Below are 17595 nucleotides of genomic sequence, written 5' to 3' on the forward strand. Positions count from 1 at the left end.
AGGATGATCCGATGACGACTTACTTTGCCCAGAACTGGATCGACGGCGCGTTCGTTTCGTCGACGAAGCACAGCGCTTCCATCAATCCGGCCACCTGCGATGTCATCGGAAAATATGTAGACGATGGCGGACCGGCTGCTGCTGCGGCGATCGACGCAGCAGCCCGCGCCTTTCGCGGCTCGGAATGGGCGCACGATGCTGAACTCCGCGCGAGAGTTCTCGACCAGATGGCGGCGGCGATCGAAGGGAACTCCGAAAGATTGATCAATATCCTCGCGCTCGAGAATGGAAAGGTCAGGAGCGAAGCCGCACTCGAAGTCTCCGCAGCCCCGAACAAGCTGCGCTACTGGGCGGCGATGACGCGCACGGAGGCAGGTCGCGCCACGCGGCCGCGACCCGGTAGCCTTTCGATTATCCTGCGCCAACCGATGGGCGTGGCGGGCGTCATCGTGCCCTGGAACTCACCGGTCATCCTGGCGGTGAGGTCGTTCGCACCTGCGCTGGCGGCGGGATGCACCGTCGTGGTCAAGATGCCCGGGCAGGTCGCGCAGACCGCAGCTGTGCTGGCGGAGATACTCGCCGAGAGCACAGATCTGCCGCAGGGCGTCATGAACCTCTTCGTCGAAACCGGATCAGACGGCGCCGCGCTCCTCGTTGAGAGTGCCGAGGTGCCGACGATCAGCTTCACAGGAAGCACGCGGACCGGCGCTGCCATCGGCGCGGTCGGCGCAGCCCGGATAAAGCGGTTCGGCCTTGAGCTTGGGGGCAAGGCGCCGATGATCGTATTCGACGATGCCGACATCGCCCCGATGTTGCCTGTGCTCGAAAAGGCGCTAACTGTGTTCGCCGGTCAATTCTGCATGACGGGTTCCCGACTGCTCGTTCAGGACGCGGTGTACGCTACCGTTCGGGATCAGCTCGCCGAGCGACTGCGTGCCGTGCGTGTCGGCCCAGCCTCCGATCCAGCGAGTGACATGGGCCCGCTCATCGACAAGGCGAACGTCGAGCGGGTCGACAAGGTCGTCCAGAACGCGATCAACGCCGGGGCCAACCCGGTCGTCCGCGGGGGCCCGATCACTGATGGTCCGCTAGCCAAGGGAGCGTTCTTCCGCCCCGCCTTGCTCGAGGTCACCAAGAACAGCCTTGCTATCGTGCAGGAGGAGACCTTCGGTCCGGTTCTCACCATCCAGCGCTTCGGCGACGAAGACGAAGCCATCGGCCTCGCCAACGACAGCGACTACGGCTTGTCCGCCAGCGTCTGGACGCGCGACCTCGACCGCGCCCTGCGGGTAGCCCAGGCCCTGGAGGCGGGCAGCGTCTTCGTGAACGACTGGGCGAAGGTGTATGACAGCACCGAGGAGGGCGGGTTCAAGCTGTCCGGACTGGGTAGGCTGAACGGCCACGCCGCGCTCGACGACTTCATTGAATACAAGCACATCGCGCTGAAACCGGGACTAAACATCTAGCTGGCGGTTTTATTGCGCAAATTGGCTGAGGCTTTTCCAACAGTTTTGTTTTGGACGCTCGTTTAAATCCGCGACCGCAACTGAGGTCAGCAAGTTCGCCGCGATCGTGTGTGCATATTATCCGGTATCTATCGAGACGTTTGAGCCACCAGTGCCACGACGCGGTATCGTAAGAAACTATGCTCTCGTCACTCCCACTCGATTGTTCCGGGGGGCTTGGAGGTGATGTCGTAGGTCACCCGGTTGATGCCCTCGACCTCGTTGATAATCCGCGTCGCGGTTTCGCCGAGGAACTCGTGGGTAAAGGGGTAATAGTCCGCCGTCATACCGTCGACCGATGTCACCGCGCGCAGCGCGCAGGCATAGTCGTAGGTCCGCCCGTCGCCCATCACGCCGACCGTGCGCACCGGCAGGATCGCCACGAAGGCCTGCCAGATCTCGTCATAGAGGCCATGGCGGCGGATTTGGTCGATATAGACCGCATCCGCCTTGCGCAGGATGTCGAGCTTCGCCCGCGTGATCTCGCCGGGGCAGCGGATCGCAAGGCCGGGTCCGGGGAACGGATGGCGGCCGATGAAGCTGTCGGGAAGACCGAGCTCGCGTCCGAGCGCCCTCACCTCGTCCTTGAACAGCTCGCGCAGGGGCTCGACCAGCTTCAGCCCCATCTTCTCCGGCAGACCGCCGACATTGTGGTGGCTCTTGATCGTCACCGAGGGACCGCCCGAGAAGGAGACGCTCTCGATCACATCCGGATAAAGCGTGCCCTGCGCCAGGAATTCGGCGCCGTCGATGCTGTTCGCATGCTTCTGGAACACGTCGATGAAGAGCTTGCCGATGGTCTTGCGCTTCACTTCCGGATCGCTGACGCCCTCCAGCGCCGACAGGAACAGCTCCTGCTCGTCGGCATGGATCAGGCGGATGTTGTAGTGGTCGCGGAACATGGCCACGACCTCCTCCGCCTCGCCGAGGCGCAGCAGGCCGTGATCGACGAAGACGCAGGTGAGCTGATCGCCGATCGCCTCGTGGATCAGCACCGCCGCAACCGAACTGTCGACGCCGCCGGACAGACCGCAGATCACCTTCTTGTCGCCCACCTGCTCGCGGATCTTGCGGATCGCCTCCTCGCGATAGGCGCCCATCGTCCAGTCGCCGGTGAAGCCGGCCAGCTTGACGAAGTTCTCGTAGAGCCGCTTGCCGTTCGGCGTGTGGTGCACTTCCGGGTGGAACTGCACGGCGAAGAACCGGCGCTGCGGATCTGCGGTGATGGCGAAGGGCGCATTGGGCGAGGTGCCGAACACCTGGAAGCCCGGAGCCAGCCGGCTGACATGATCGCCATGGCTCATCCAGACCTGCTCGCGCCCGCCGTCGAACCAGCCATCGAGGAAGGGCAGCCGCTGCTCAGTCGGCGTCACATAGGCCCGGCCGAACTCCGCCGTGCCGCCACCGCCGGAGATCTTACCGCCTTCGACCTGGCCGCCGAGATCCTGCATCATCACCTGCTGTCCGTAGCAGATGCCGAGGATCGGCACGCCGAGTTCGTAGACGGAGGCCGGCGGGCGGGGCGATCCCTGGCGGGTTACCGAGTCCGGGCCGCCGGAGAAGATCACCGCCTTCGGCCGGAACTCGGCCAGAAAGTCGTCGGTGACGTTCTGAAAGGGATGGATCTCGCAATAGACGTTCAGCTCGCGCAAACGCCGCGCGATGAGCTGGGTTACCTGCGAGCCGAAATCGATGATGAGGAGCTGGTCGGTCATGGGCAGCTAATAGCCAAAGCGTGGCGGGTTTTGAACAGGAATCTTGCGCCGTCAGCCCTGCATTTACCGCAATGCCGCAATCTTGCCGGACGGATGCGGATAACTGCAGGAACGGGCGCAGGAACTTTGACCATCTGGACGAAGCACCCTACGCTCCCGCAATGATCTGCTTTGCAGACCGCGCGGCCGAATCGCCGCTGTCGGACCGCAACGGCACTAGCGCGGCTCAGGAGCCCACCCAATCCATGGCCTCATTCCTTTCGCCGCCCGAAGCCTCCGATGCTCTCATCGCGGCCGCCGCACGCGAATCCGCCGGCGACTTCAACGGCGCCCTCGACATCTACCGTGCGCTGATGACCCGCGATCCGGAGGACTTCGAAGCCCGCTACCGCGCCGGCACCGCGATGATGCGCAAGGGCGACCTCGAGGAAGCGGTGACCTTGCTGCGCCAGGTGGTGTTCACCCGCCCCGAACACGGCCCCGCCCGCGCCAATCTGGGCAATGCTCTGCTGCTGCTGGGACGCTACGACCAGGCCCGCGAGGCATTCCTGGCGGTGCTCGACTTCGACCGCGACAACCGCAACGCCCTCTATGGCCTGTCGACCATACTGATCCGCTCGGGCCGCCATGCCCAGGCCGCTCCCCATGCCCGCCGCCTGCTCAAGGCGATGCCCGAAAGCGCCGCCGCCTTGACGCTGGATGCCGATGCCCAGGCGCCGCTCGGCAATGTGGCCGCCGCCATCGCCCAGTATCGCCATGCCCTGCGCCTCGACGAAACTTATGTTCCGGCCCTGAAAGGGCTGGCCCGCATCCTGTTCCGCCAGGCTCGCCACGAGGAAGCGCTGGACGCGGCCACCCATGCGGTGGCGCGCGGGGCCGCCGATGCCGAGATCATGGCCCTGCTCGGATCGATTCACCTGGCCGGCGAGCGCTGGAGCGAAGCGATCGAGGCCTTTGCCGACGCGCAGGAGCTTGAGCCCGACAATCCGGAGCACCCGATCCAGCTCAGCCATGCCTGCCGCAAGGCGGGCGACCTTGCCGGCGCCCTGTCCAACGCCCGTGCCGCATGGGAGCTGGATGCGGACAACCGGGCTGCCGGAAATGCCCTCGGCACTGCGCTCGCGGCCGCCGGTGCCGGCCTGCAGGCCCGAAGCGTGCTGATGGCCGCCGGCCAGCGCGACCGCGTGCCCCAGGGGGTCTGGCGCGATCTCGACGTGCTGGTGCCGCAGCTCGAAAAGCAGGCGGTGGAGCGGGCACAGGAAGCGGCAGAGCGGGCCGAGCGACTGCTCGCCGAACGCCAGCAACCGACCGATCAAGCCCCTGCGGCGGAAGAGCTGTTCACCGAACCCGCATCGAACGAGATAGAGCAGACAGGACACGCCGAAGGCGAGACCGGCGAAGAGGGCGAGACACGGCGCGATCCGGAGAACCTGCCGCTCTTTCCCGGAATGTGACGGCCAACGCCGGCCGGCCCGGCATCTGACATGCGAACTCATTCCGCCTGAAACGAAAAAGGCTGCCCGCAAGCAGCCTCTCGCATCGGATATCGCTGTCGCCTCCGGCGGCTCAGGTTTCTTCGCGGCGCCGCAGCAGGGCGATGAAGAAGCCGTCCGTCGCGGTGCGCGCAGGGCTCAGCGTCGCAAAGCCCGGCTCCTCGAAGCGCGGTCGCGGCGCAGCCTCGCCGAACAGCTCCGTCCAGCGCGGCTCCAGCGACACGACCTCGAAGTCGGGGGCCTCTGCCAGGAATGCGCGCACCTGCTCGCCGTTCTCGCAAGGCAGCAGCGAGCATGTCGCGTAGAGGAGGTGGCCACCGGGGCGCACATGCCGGCTCGCGGCGGACAGCACCTCGCGCTGCTCGCGCACGCGCGCGGCCAGGGCATTGGGCGTGATGCGCCATTTGGAGTCGGGCCGCCTGCGCCACACGCCCGTGCCCGAGCACGGAACGTCGACGAAAACCAGATCCATCCGCCCTTCGAGATCGGCGAGCGACGTCGCTTCCGGGTCGCGAACCTGGATGTTGCGGGCGCCTGCGCGCTGCAGCCGCTCGAAAATCGGCGCCAGACGCAGCTTGCTGGCATCGTGGGCATAGATCTGACCGCGATTGCCCATGGCGCCGGCCAGCGCCAGCGTCTTGCCGCCGCCGCCGGCGCAATAGTCCAGAACCTGCGTCGGCTCGACGGACGCGGCGACGAGCGCCGCCACTTGGCTCGCCTCGTCCTGCAGCTCGAACCAGCCCTTTCGGAATCCCTCTTCCGCCTGAACGTGCGGCGCACGCTCCTTGCCGAGCGGCGGCTCGATCCTCAGTCCCACCGGCGAGATCGCCGTCTCGTGCAGGGCGAGATGAGAGAGCTTGCGCAGCATACGCTCGCGGTCGCCCTTCAGCAGGTTGACGCGCAGGTCGATAGGCGCACGGGCGGCAAGCGCCCTGCCCTCCTCGACCGCGGCATCGCCGAACGCCTCATGGAACTGCGACCACAGCCACTCTGGAATGTCGGCCGCCACATGCGGCGCCAAGTCCGAAGGCAGCTCGGCGACAAGGCGTGCCGCCTCGGCCTCGGTCACCGGTTCCGGGGCGAAGCGGTCGCCGTCGAGAACCGCAAGAAGGCCGTCGACGCCGAAGCCCCAGATCCGCGCATAAGTGGCAAGAACCAGTGCACGCGGGCTCTCGTCCTGCATGATCGCGGCCAGCGACAGCCGCCGCCGCAGCGCATCGAAGACGAGATTGGCGATGACCAGCCGGTCGCCCGACCCGGCAAAACGGTGCTGCCGTCCCCAGTCGCGCAGCGCATCCTGCACCGGCCGGCGCGCCTGCTCGACGTCGCCGAGAATCTCGATTGCCGCCGCCAGGCGGCCTCCGTCCTTCATCTTCCGTGCCCTCGAAATTCATCCATGCGCACCGGCCTGTCGCGGAACTGGCCGCGCCGCGCAGCCGCTGCCTGAGGCGCGACGCGCAACATCCTGCCGGCAAGCCCGTCACCGCCCTGCCGGCCGGCACTGCGCCCTTTCGGCTGCTTTAACCGATCCGTCACCGATTGCCAATCTCCGGCCACCCTTCCGGTTTTGTTGCCGTCTGTCGATTTTTCGGCCATCTTCATCCAGGGATTGTATTATAAGCCAACCTTAAGTAGGAATGAATAGTTATTATTTACATATTACAACTTTATCTCAACCAATACGTGCCGACGAGTAGAATAGAAATAACGCTTCCATAACGTCCGCAGGCGCCAAATCTTTCCGACCGGAGGAGGATGCCATGCGCCAAGACATCAACCAGCCATCAGCAAGTCCGACAACGGATCCCGAAAAGGAAATCCGCGCCTGGAAGGCGTATTTCACGTATGCGGCTCAGGACATGGCCGGGGAATCCCCAGAGCTTCTCGTCGCCTGCGCGCACCGCCTTCTGGAGATGTCGCGGGCGCCACGTGCGCCCCGCCGCGGAGGCCGGCGACCCGCCTCGCCCACCGTAGCTGCGGAAGCTTCCGCGAGCTGATCGCCCGGATTCGAGGCAAGAGACGTCGGAAACGATAACGGGCGGGAGATATCTCCCGCCCGTTGCTTTTGTCATTGGCGTTGCCCGCGCCGCGCTCAGACGCCGCCGGGATAGTTGGGGCTCTCGCGGGTGATCGTGACATCGTGGGCGTGGCTTTCGCGCAGGCCCGCGCCGGAGATCCGCACGAAACGTGCCTTCTCCTGGAGATCGGGAATGCTGCGCGCGCCGACATAGCCCATGGCCGCACGCAGGCCTCCGCCGAGCTGATGCAGGACGCTGGCAAGCGGTCCCTTGTAGGGCACCTGCCCCTCAATGCCTTCCGGCACCAGCTTCAGGGTGTCGCGCACCTCGGCCTGGAAGTAGCGGTCGGCGGAGCCGCGCGCCATCGCGCCGACCGAGCCCATGCCGCGATACGCCTTGTAGGAGCGGCCCTGGTGCAGATAGACCTCGCCCGGGCTCTCGTCCGTGCCCGCCAGCAGCGAGCCGACCATAGCGGCCGAAGCACCCGCAGCCAGCGCCTTGGCGAGATCGCCGGAGAACTTGATGCCGCCGTCGGCGACGACCGGCACGCCGTCCTTCTCCGCGGCCGCGCAGGCTTCCATGATTGCCGTCAGCTGGGGAACGCCGACACCGGCGACGATGCGCGTGGTGCAGATCGACCCCGGCCCGATACCGACCTTGACCGCATCCGCGCCCGCATCGATCAGTGCCCGCGTGCCGTCGCCCGTGGCGACATTGCCGGCCAGGACCTGCACCGCGTTGGACTGCGCCTTCACCCGGCGGACCATCTCCAGCACGCGCTCCGAATGGCCGTGAGCGGTATCGACGACCAGCAGGTCGACGCCGGCATCCATCAGCCGCTCGGCCCGCTCGAAGCCCTCCGGCCCGACGCTCGTCGCCGCCGCGACCCGCAGGCGGCCCTGCTCGTCCTTGGAGGCGTTGGGATTGAGCTGCGCCTTCTCCATGTCCTTCACGGTGATCAGGCCGACGCAGTTCTGCCGGTCGTCGACGACGAGCAGCTTCTCGATGCGATGGGCATGCAGCAGCCGCTTGGCTTCCGCCTGGCTGACCGTGTCGCGCACGGTCACCAGTCCCTCGCGCGTCATGAGCTCGGCAACGCGCTGCGCCGGATCGGAGGCGAAACGCACGTCGCGGTTGGTCAGGATGCCGACCAGACGACCGACATGCTGGCCGCCGGCGCCGCCGTTCTCGACCACCGGAACACCGGAGATACCGAAGCGCTGCATCAGGTCCAGCGCTTCCTGCAGCGTCGCGTCCGGGCCGATCACCAGCGGGTTTACCACCATGCCGGACTCGAACTTCTTCACCTGGCGGACCTGCTCGGCTTGCTGGTCGACGGTCAGGTTGCGGTGGATGACGCCGATGCCGCCGGCCTGCGCCATCGCGATGGCGAGGCGCCCTTCTGTGACGGTGTCCATGGCGCTCGACAAGATCGGCAGGTTCAGCTCGAGCTCGCGCGTCACGCGGGTGCGCAGATCCGTTTCCGCCGGCAGGACCTCGGAATGGCCCGGCATCAGCAGGACGTCGTCGAAGGTCAGAGCCTCCGTACCATGGATGGACTGGTAAAATGAGGGCATCGGCCAGTTCCCCTTTCAGGAAAAACGAAACTCGTCCGGTCGGGAGGCGTCCGGAAGAGAAATCGCAGATGGGAGAAGTTGGCGCGGGTCATTAACACGCGTGCGACGGGAAGGGAAGCGCGATCGCGGAAGGACCGGCCCCTCCACGATCTTTTCTTCAAGGTTCCGATACGACGACTGCCGTCCGCTCAGTCCTGCCGACCGCGAAAACCCTTCGCAAGCACATAGAGTTCCGGGCTTTCCTTGCGGCTCGCCGGCGGCTTGATGTGATGCACCGTCTGATAGTCGCGCTTGAGCTCGGCCAGCTGGTCGTTCTCCGCCCCGCCGCGAAACACCTTCGACAGGAAGGCCCCGCCCGGCGCCAGATTCTCGCGGGCAAAGAGAGCGGCGACCTCGAACAGGTGCGTCGTGCGCAAGTGGTCGGTCTGACGGTGGCCGGTGGTCGGCGACGCCATGTCGGACATCACGAGGTCCGGCGCGTGGCCGCCCAGCGCCTGCAACAGGGCCTCGGGCGCATCGTCGTCCAGAAAATCCTTCAGCAGCAGCACCACGCCGGGCAGGGGCTCGACCTCCAGATAGTCGATGCCGACGATCAGCGGATCCGCGTCGGTCGAACCGGTCTTGGCCGCCGCCACCTGGCACCATCCGCCGGGCGCGGCACCCAGATCGACGATCCTCTGGCCCGGCTTCAGCAGCTTGTGCTTCTCATCGATCTCCAGCAGCTTGTAGGCCGCACGCGACCGGTAACCGTCGATCTTCGACCGGCGGACGTAAGGGTCGTTGAGCTGTCGCTGCAGCCAGCGGGTGGAGGAGTTGGAGCGCTTGCGCGCGGTCTTCACCCGCTCGAACATGCCGCGGTCGCCGCGTCCGCGGCCCGAAGTGGTCATTGCCTTGTCCTATCTCGTGCGCCCGCGCGGGCGCTGTCGGTGCGGCGGCTTGCGGCGCCAGACATTGTCGGCAGCCATCAGCTCCATCAGGATGCCCTCGCGCAAGCCCCGGTCGGCGACACGCAGCCGCTGGCAGGGCCAGCGCCGCCGGATCGCCTCCAGGATTGCACAGCCGGCCAGCACCAGATCGGCCCGGTCGGCGCCGATGCAGGGGTTGTCGACGCGCTCCTCATAGGGCATCGCGCGTAGCCGCTCAATCATCGCGGTGACGTCTTCATTGTCCATCCACGCCCCGTCGACCCGACGCCGGTCGTAGCGCTTCAGGCCGAAATGCACGCCGGCCAGCGTCGTGACGGTGCCGGACGTGCCGAGCATGTGTACCTTGCCGTCGCAGATGGCGGCACTCAACTCGCGGCCGAGCGTGAAGGCCTCCAGATGTGCGCGCGCATCGTTGACCATCGTCTCGAAGGTGTCGGCCGTGACATGGCGTCCGCCGTGGCGTTCTGCAAGATTGACCACGCCGACAGGCAGCGAGATCCAGGCCCGGATGAAGCGGGTGAGCGCCACACCGCGCGCGCCGCAGCGGTTGCGCAGGTCCAGCCAGACGATTTCCGACGAGCCGCCGCCGATGTCGAAGAGCACGACACCGTTGGCATCCGGACACACCAGCGAGGCACAACCCGCGACCGCCAGCCGCGCCTCGGTTTCCCGCGACGCGATCTCCAGCGCAAGCCCGGTCTCCTGGCGCACCCGTTCGATGAATTGCGGGCCGTTTTCGGCCGCGCGGCAAGCCTCGGTGGCGATCAGGCGGAAGCGTTCGACGCCCCGGTCCTGCAGCTTGTCGCGACAGCAGGCCAGCGCTTCGAGCGCCCGATCCATCGCCGGCTCGCTCAGGCGGTTGGTGTGGCCGAGCCCCTCGCCCAGCCGGACGATCCGCGAATAGGCGTCGACCACGCGAAAGCCGCGCTGCTCGGGCCGCGCCACCAGCAGGCGGCAATTGTTGGTTCCAAGATCGAGCGCCGCATACAGGCGCCCCTGCGCCTCGTCGGAAACGGCCGGCGCCTCGCGGGATGCAGGACGCGGTTGGCCGGAGGCGCAACGAGGACCATGGTTCCTGGCAGCCGCGTCCCGATGCTCGGGCCTGGCAGGGTCTACCTCCCGCGAATGGGGGGCGGTAGCGTCTGGCGCTGCGCCGATCTCTCGGTCGGCAGCGGGCGGCACCGACAACGCTTCCGCGCCGGCCGGAAGCGGCCGTGCCCGGAGTGCCTCGTCGGCCCCTCGGCCTACCGCGTGGTGCGGTCCGTTCGCAGCCGATCCTGTTTCGGCAACCGAATGGCTGTCGGCACGGGCAGCGCCTGCGCGGCGCTCGGCCCGGTTCGGGCGGTGCCGCTTGCGGCCGCGCTTGCGGCTGCCTGCGGACGCAGTCTTGCTATCCGCGCCGCCCCTTGAGGGCGCGTCGGCTGCATTCGCTTTCGCATCCCGGTCTCCGACGGCGCGTCCCGCGCCCTGGCCGGAGACCCCGGCCTGAATGCTCCCGGCATTCTGTGGCCTGCGTCTCTTCCGGGATCTCTTGCGCTTGGCGGGCCCTGAGCCGGCGCCTGTCGCGTCGTCCTGTCCCGGTGTCGAGCCGGGATGCAGCCGGTCGTCGCCCGGCCTCATCTGTCCCGATTCGCTCACAGTCTGTCCTTGCCGGCGCCCTATGGCGCCTCTGCTTTCCCTACGGCAGCCTGCTCGTGGCCGCCGCCCGGAACCGCATTCTCGTTAGGTAGAGTTTACCACCATATGCGCAGCTCGCAACGTGCCAGCCCCCGCGAAGTGTCGGAAGAGGCTGCCGAACGCCGTCCGCGCAGTTCCTCATGATATGGGAGGCGGCGCGCGGATATGCACAGGCAGAAGGGATCAATTTTTCCGTGAGCCGGCATCCATGCTTGACAGCGCAGGTCCGCATTCATAAAAAGCCGCCCATGGATGCGTCGCCGCTTCGCGGTGGGCGTCGGTTGGGTTTTGCCAAAAGCTCTTCCGGCGGGATCGCAAGGCACCAACGGCCGAGAGGTTGTGCGGCCCGAAGATCCCTAGTTTCCGGCAATCTCCGGACACGGCATCCAACGACGTTGGGGAATAGGTTAACGGTAGACCCGCGGACTCTGACTCCGTTAGTCCTGGTTCGAATCCAGGTTCCCCAGCCAACTCTCTTCCTGTACACCCACACACTTTTCGCTCCGAACAATGCCCGCCAGCACCCGCAGCGGCATATGAGTGCGTCCGCGCGTTGATGCTTGAGAGAATACCCCTACCCGGCTAGGCTGCAGGTGGGTCTGTTGCTCTACGTGACATTGTCCGCTCCGGAGGATCTGCCGGTGGAACGCGAAGTCCTGGGCATCCTCGCCGGCGCCATGCTGGCATTTGCGGCAACGCCCGCTTCGGCGGACTATCTGCAGCCACGCAGCAGTGCCGACTGCAATCTCTACAGCGCCGCCTATCCATTTCAAGCCAGACTGCGTGCAATCGATGCCCGCGCCAGCCAGTGCGAGCAATCGCGTAGCCAACTGGATTGGGTGACCGCATGCGACCACCACGGTCCGCGTGCTTGCCTGCCGATCTACCGGCAGACCTGCACGCTCAAGGACCAGATGGCACGCATCGAGGCGCAATGCCGCCAGACCTTCGAGAACTGGAAGATCAGGGAGGCAGCAGAAGCGCGCCGCCGCCAGGCCGAAGAACGGGCGCGCGAGGCAAGCCGCCGGTTCCTGGAACAGGCCCGGCAAGGAGCCGGACACGAGCAGAAACCCTTTGTGGTGCTGCGCGACGGGCAAGCCTTGCCGTTAGAGGTTTCCGACCGGCTGCGCCGCGCCCGCGGATTGCCCGGCCCGGGCGGCGCCGTGCAGCTTTCGCGCGCCTTCGTGGAGCACGGCACGGCGCGGATGCAGGACATCCAGGCCGCCGCACTCGCCTATCTGGAAGGCGCCACCTCCAGCTTCCAGATCTACAGCCCGTCGTCCAAGAACGGCTACAGCGCCGCCAATCCGCGCCGCTCCGCCTCGCAGCTGGACCGCGCGATCCACAGCCGCAATATCCAGCTCCAGCGGATCGAGGTCCTGCGGGACCTGCAAGCGACCGGCGACACTCCCTCCATGGACAGCGCCTACTCAGTCCTGATGACGCAGATCGTCGAAGCGCGCGCCGATGGCAGCCTCTCCGCCGACAGCGCCGATGCCGTCACCCGCTGGATCGCCAGCGAAGTGGAGCGGGCGGAAGCGGATTGGGGAACTGCGGAGCGCGCAAGGGTCGCGAACGCCCTGTTGGAGCTGATGCCGCGCCAGCGCTCTCTCGCAAACGCTGCTTTCCAGGTGCTGGACGAGCGCCGTCAGAACGAGGCACGCAGGAGGGCCGCGCGTCAACGTGGCAACGGCGCAGACGGGACGCGTTCCGGCATACTCTCGGGCGCTGGCAGTGGCGGACACCCCGGCGGCACCCGCTACGAATACTGCCAGGCCAATCCGCATCTCAGCTGGACCAATTGCTTGCAGGGGCGAGATACGCCAGCGACGAGAAGCAGGCCGAGCAGGCAGAATTCCGACAGCAACGGCAGCAGAAACAACTGCGGCCGTCGGACATGTGGCGTCTTTTGAGGTCAAGGACGAGGGATCGCCATGCGAAGGATGACCAGCGCCCTGCGGACAGTTTCCCTGTTCGTGTTGTTGATGACCTGCCCGCAGGTCGGACCCGGCGCCCTCGCCGCCCAGGACGGCATCTCCAGAACCGATGCGGCGGTGATGGCCGCAGCCCGTGCCGACGACCTCGACACGTTGAAAGAGCTCTCCGAGACAGGGCTGGACCTTGCCTCGGTGCAGCATGACGGAACCAATCTCGTGACGATCGCCGCCATGCGCGGCTCACCGGACACACTCGCGTTCCTCGCCGCACAGGGCGTCGATCTGAACCTGAAGGACACCGAAGGCTACACGCCGGTCATGCGGGCCCTGCAGCAGGCACGCGTGGACAACGCGCTGAAGCTCCAGGAACTCGGTGCCTCCCTCGAGGGCGTGACCGAGGACGGCTATTCGGTCAGGGTTCTCGCCGAAGTGGCCGGGCTGGAGAATTTCGGCCCCGAGCCTCCCCCACCCTCCTTACTGCTGTCTCCGGGTGCCGCCGATACGATCCTGCTCAAGGCAGCGGAATTCGGCGATCTCGACACTGTCCGCTTTGCTCTCGATCACGGCGCCAACGTCTCCGCAAGGGCCGCCAACGGATGGACGCCGCTGATGATCGCCGCCCTCGGCGGTCACGCGGACATCGTCCGTCATCTGGTGACGGCCGGGGCGGCAGGCGACGGGGACGGCCCGCTGCCCACCGTGGACGGCAAGATCGATGCCGTGGTCGCAGCTTTGGTCGGCGGCGCCAAGCGCGAAGAGAGCAGAGTCGACGAACTCGTATGCGCCATCTCCGACACCAGGAACCTTGCCCGCGGCATGCCGCGATATCGCATGGTGGCGAGCAGGCTCGGCTACAGCGGTGCCTTCCTCGACAAGCATTTCCCGTCCGACGACCTGCCGCCGCTGGAAATCGACCTGCCCTATCCGCCGACGGGCGAGCCGGCCTCATGGCGCACCTTGCAGTCGGCGCTGCGCGACAAGGGGTTGTACCAGGGCGCCATCGACGGGGTTCCCGGCGACCAGACGTTGATTGCGCTGCACTACTACTTCCAGCCGCTGTTCGAGCGGCTTGTCCAGCGCTCGGCGACGGCGGCGGCCCGCGCGCTGGCTGCCAGGGCGAATGACAGCGCCTCTCCTTACGGTGAGGTCGGAACAGGCAACTCGGGCGAGCCGCTTTACGGCCAGAAATTCGGCTCCGCACTGAAATCGAGATATTTCGCCGAAGGGATAGACAGCTCCGGCAGCGCCACAGGCGACAAAGTCGTCGTCACTTACGAGGGCGAGATCGATGGCCAGCAGCGGCGGATCCGTTTGCTGTTAGAGTCGGACAGTTCCGGATTTTACCAGTATTTCTATACCTATATTGCCGGTGGCTTCTTCTCGGCCCATATCCGGGCCAACTCGCTCACGCTAAATTTCTACGGCGAGCAGCCGAGAACCCGGCATGAGGTCAGCCTGAATCTGTCCGCCGGGTCGTGGATCGAGGTTCGCCCCCTTGCCGGAGCCAGTCTCAGCCCGTCTCGGCCTCTCCCCTGCCTGCCGCAGGATCCTGAGCCGATCAGTCTCGATTCTACCTCCAGCACCGTCATTCTCGACGCATCGAACGATGCCCAGACAGAACCCCGCTCCCGGTTCCCTCGCATCGACGAGGAGCCGCCTGCGACCCAGGAGCCGGCCGGGAGCTCGCCCATCCAGGATGCCAGCGAGGCGTGGGAACGCTGACCGCAGTTGGTGACGCGTTCGAGCAGCGGCGCGTCTCTTTCTGGACCTCTCTTCTCGCGCACCCTGTCTTCGAGTTCGCAAAACGACCGGGCCATGGACGCCCGAAGTACCTGGACTGCGTTTGTCCGACAAACCGGCAAAACACAAGATCAGTGCCGATCAGTCTCCTCTCGTCGGAAATCCGGAGGCGAAAGAGGCAGGAAATATCCGCTTGACGGTCAAAACCTGCTTATGCCAACCTTTGTCGGACAAAGGGACGAACTGATAAGGCGTGCCGCCAAGATGCGTGCCGCAGCCGTCCGGGAGGAGACGTTCAGCAATGTCGGTGGCGGAGCCGGGTCGCTTCGAAAAGATCAAGGTGCCGTCCGCCTACCAGATGGTCGCGGAGGCGATCGAGCGCGAGATCATGGCCGGGCGGCTGCGCCCGGGCGACGAGATCGGCACCGAGGCGGAACTGGTCCGCCAGTTCGGCGTCAACCGCTCGACGGTGCGCGAGGGCATCCGCCTGCTGGAGCAGGCAGGGCTCGTCCAGCGCGAGGCCGGTCGCAAGCTCTATGTCTGCCTTCCCCACTACCGCAAGCTGTCGGACCGCATGAGCCGCGCCCTGGTGCTGCATCAGGTGACCTTCCGCGAACTGTTCGAGGCGGCCGTGATTCTCGAACTCGGGGTGATCGAGAGCGCCGTCGACGAGGCGACGGAAGAGGACCTTGCCGCCCTGGAGGCCAACCAGGCGATGGCCGAGGCGGCGCTGGACGATCCGGTCCGCCTTGCCGGTCTCGACACGGAGTTTCACGCGCTGCTGGCCAAGGCCTCGCGCAATCGGGTGCTGGAACTGGCGCGCGAGCCGGCCGCACTACTGTTCTTTCCCACCTCGGAGCTGATCTGCCGCCGGGTGCCGCAAGGCGCCGGCCGCATGGTCGCTGCCCACCGGCGGCTGATCGATGCCGTCGCCGCGCGCGACAAGGAGGAAGCGCGCTTGTGGATGCGGCGGCATGTGGTCGACTGGAAGCGCGGTTTCGAGCGCGCCGGCCGCGATATCGACGAGCCGGTGGAGAGCATCTTCGAGCGTCTGTCGGGGGTGAGGCAATACGCGTCGTGATCTGAGGTTTTCCGGCCCTGGAGGGGGCCGCCGGCCGAGACCGGAAAGACAAAGGACTGGGAGGAACATGTCGCAGGTTCTGCATGACCGGCCGTTGACGGCCGGCGCCATCGCGCCCATGCGCCGCCAGGGTGCCGAAACGTGCCCCCGGAAGGGCCGCCGATGACCGCGCCCGGCGAGACCGGCGCGGCGCACCTGGAGGTCGAGGGGCTGTCGCTGTCCTTCGGCGGTCTGAAGGCGCTGCGCGGTGTGTCCTTCTCGGTCGAGCCCGGCTCGATCACCGCGCTGATCGGCCCGAACGGCGCCGGCAAGACCTCCATGTTCAATTGCATCTCGGGCTTCTACAAGCCGCAGCAGGGGAGCGTGCGCTTCGACGGGCGCGACGTGACGCGGATGCATCCGCCGGAGCGCGCCGCCCTCGGCTTTGCCCGTACCTTCCAGAACATCGCGCTCTTCCGCGGCATGACCGTGCTCGACAACATCAAGCTCGGCCGCCATGCCCACATGAAGACCGGCCTGCTGCAGGCGCTCGCCTACTGGGGCCCCGCCCAGCGCGAGGAGATGGAGCTGCGCGCCGAGATCGAGCGCCGCATCATCGACTTCCTCGAGATCGACCACATCCGCAACATGCCGGTCGCCTCGCTGTCCTACGGCCTGCAGAAGCGGGTGGAACTGGCCCGCGCGCTCGCCATGCGCCCGCGCATCCTCCTTCTCGACGAGCCGGTCGCCGGCATGAACCGCGAAGAGACCGAGGACATGGCCCGCTTCATCCTCGACGTGAAGGAGGAATGGGGCACCACGATCCTGATGGTCGAGCACGACATGGGCATGGTGATGGACATCTCCGACCATGTCGTCGTGCTGAATTTCGGCGAGGTCATCGCCCGCGGCCTGCCGCACGAGGTGCAGGCGGACCCGCATGTGACGGAAGCCTATCTCGGCAGCGGCGATCCGGCCGCTCTGATGGCCCGGCTCAAGGGCGAAGCCGGCCCGGCTGACGGCGGCAGTGCCGCGGCGAACCGCAAGACGCGCGAGGACGTGGCATGAGCGACCTTCTCTTCTTTTTCGAGGTGACGCTGGCGGGCCTCGGCTCCGGCGCCCTGCTGTCGCTGACCGCGCTCGCCTTCGTGCTGATCTACAAGGCGACCCGCGTGATCAACCTTGCGGTCGGCGAACTGCTGATGCTCGGCGGCTACCTCTTCTTCGCCTTCGCCGCCGGCCTCGGCCTGCCGGCCTGGGCGGCGATCCCGCTCGCCATTGCCGGCGGCGGCCTCGTCGGCGCGGTGGTCGAGCGCGGGCTGATCCGTCCGATGCTCGGCGAAAGCCCGATCGCCGTCTTCATGGTGACCATCGGTCTCGGCTCGATCCTGGTCGGCCTCGTCGAGCTCGTCTGGGGCACCGATCCGCGCGCCCTGCCAGCCTTCATGGGCAACGCGCCGATCTTCATCGGCGAGGCCTATGTCTCGCGCAAGATCGCCATCGCCTTCGCGGTTGCAGCGGTTGTGATCGCAGTCTTCCTTGTCCTCTTCCGCTACTGGCGCGGCGGTGTCGCGCTCCGGGCGACGGCGACCGACCAGGCCGCGGCTTATTCCTGCGGCATCAACGTGCCCGGCGTCTTCTCGCTCGCCTGGGTGATCGGCTGCGGCACCGCTGCCGGCGCCGGCGTCCTGCTCGGCTCCATCGGCGGCATTTCCCCCTCGATGGGCGTCTTTGGCCTGTCCGCGCTGGTCGTGGTCATCGTCGGTGGGCTCGACTCCGTCGCCGGAGCCCTTGTCGGCGGTCTCGTCATCGGCCTCATCGAGGCGTGGGCGGGAACCTATCTCGGCGGCGAATACAAGCTCGTCACCACCTTCGGCCTCCTCCTCGTCGCCTTGATGATCCGTCCCTACGGCTTGTTCGGCACGACAGAAATCGAGCGTCTCTGAC

General features: G+C 66.6%; 12 protein-coding genes and 1 tRNA gene. 8 read left to right on the top strand and 5 right to left on the bottom strand.

Translation table 11 applies throughout. From position 1 onward, the window contains the following. The first annotated feature begins 11 nt into the window (after positions 1-11). On the top strand, positions 12-1466 hold the full coding sequence (locus MNI96_RS16750; RefSeq protein WP_249695019.1) for an aldehyde dehydrogenase family protein: 1455 nt from the start codon (positions 12-14) through the stop codon (positions 1464-1466). Positions 1467-1654: 188 nt separating this feature from the next. Here the strand turns inward: MNI96_RS16750 and guaA are convergent, their stop codons facing one another. Then, positions 1655-3220 (bottom strand): glutamine-hydrolyzing GMP synthase, encoded by a 1566-nt coding sequence (guaA, locus tag MNI96_RS16755; RefSeq protein ID WP_249695020.1) that lies wholly within the window; start codon positions 3218-3220, stop codon positions 1655-1657. A 245-nt stretch (positions 3221-3465) separates the two neighbouring features. Here guaA and MNI96_RS16760 point away from each other — a divergent pair, with 245 nt between their 5' ends. Further along, entirely contained in the window at positions 3466-4674 is a 1209-nt protein-coding gene (locus MNI96_RS16760; RefSeq protein WP_249695021.1) for a tetratricopeptide repeat protein, read from the top strand. 112 nt (positions 4675-4786) lie between these two features. On the opposite strand, the gene MNI96_RS16765 is transcribed toward MNI96_RS16760, so the two are convergent. The 4 genes from MNI96_RS16765 to MNI96_RS22120 form a co-directional block, all read right to left on the bottom strand. Next, on the bottom strand, positions 4787-6085 hold the full coding sequence (locus MNI96_RS16765) for an RsmB/NOP family class I SAM-dependent RNA methyltransferase (RefSeq protein WP_249695022.1): 1299 nt from the start codon (positions 6083-6085) through the stop codon (positions 4787-4789). A 720-nt stretch (positions 6086-6805) separates the two neighbouring features. Further along, on the bottom strand, positions 6806-8308 hold the full coding sequence (gene guaB / locus MNI96_RS16770; protein ID WP_249695023.1) for an IMP dehydrogenase: 1503 nt from the start codon (positions 8306-8308) through the stop codon (positions 6806-6808). 188 nt (positions 8309-8496) lie between these two features. Continuing rightward, entirely contained in the window at positions 8497-9195 is a 699-nt protein-coding gene (locus MNI96_RS16775; protein ID WP_249695024.1) for an RlmE family RNA methyltransferase, read from the bottom strand. A gap of 9 nt (positions 9196-9204) precedes the next feature. Beyond that, positions 9205-10179, bottom strand: coding sequence for a Ppx/GppA phosphatase family protein (locus MNI96_RS22120; RefSeq protein WP_502960354.1), 975 nt, complete (start codon positions 10177-10179; stop codon positions 9205-9207). Between the two features lie 1128 nt (positions 10180-11307). Here MNI96_RS22120 and MNI96_RS16785 point away from each other — a divergent pair. From MNI96_RS16785 to MNI96_RS16810, 6 genes are all read left to right on the top strand, one after another. Beyond that, positions 11308-11381 (top strand) — tRNA-Gln (locus MNI96_RS16785). 132 nt (positions 11382-11513) lie between these two features. Beyond that, the gene (locus tag MNI96_RS16790) at positions 11514-12824 is read left to right on the top strand and encodes a hypothetical protein (protein WP_249695025.1); all 1311 of its coding nucleotides are present in this window, start codon (positions 11514-11516) and stop codon (positions 12822-12824) included. A gap of 144 nt (positions 12825-12968) precedes the next feature. Next, entirely contained in the window at positions 12969-14570 is a 1602-nt protein-coding gene (locus MNI96_RS16795; protein ID WP_249695215.1) for an ankyrin repeat domain-containing protein, read from the top strand. 319 nt (positions 14571-14889) lie between these two features. Further along, positions 14890-15669 carry a FadR/GntR family transcriptional regulator gene (locus tag MNI96_RS16800; RefSeq protein ID WP_249695027.1) on the top strand — a complete coding sequence of 260 codons (780 nt, stop codon included), beginning with the start codon at positions 14890-14892 and terminating at the stop codon, positions 15667-15669. Positions 15670-15831: 162 nt separating this feature from the next. After that, the gene (locus MNI96_RS16805) at positions 15832-16716 is read left to right on the top strand and encodes an ABC transporter ATP-binding protein (protein WP_249695028.1); all 885 of its coding nucleotides are present in this window, start codon (positions 15832-15834) and stop codon (positions 16714-16716) included. Then, positions 16713-17594, top strand: a complete 882-nt coding sequence (locus MNI96_RS16810; RefSeq protein WP_249695030.1) for a branched-chain amino acid ABC transporter permease — start codon at positions 16713-16715, stop codon at positions 17592-17594. The genes MNI96_RS16805 and MNI96_RS16810 overlap by 4 nt, the downstream gene beginning before the upstream one ends. Position 17595 lies beyond the last annotated feature (1 nt).

Origin of the sequence: Stappia sp. WLB 29 (genome assembly GCF_023507705.1) — a bacterium.
In the GTDB taxonomy this organism is placed as follows: domain Bacteria; phylum Pseudomonadota; class Alphaproteobacteria; order Rhizobiales; family Stappiaceae; genus Stappia.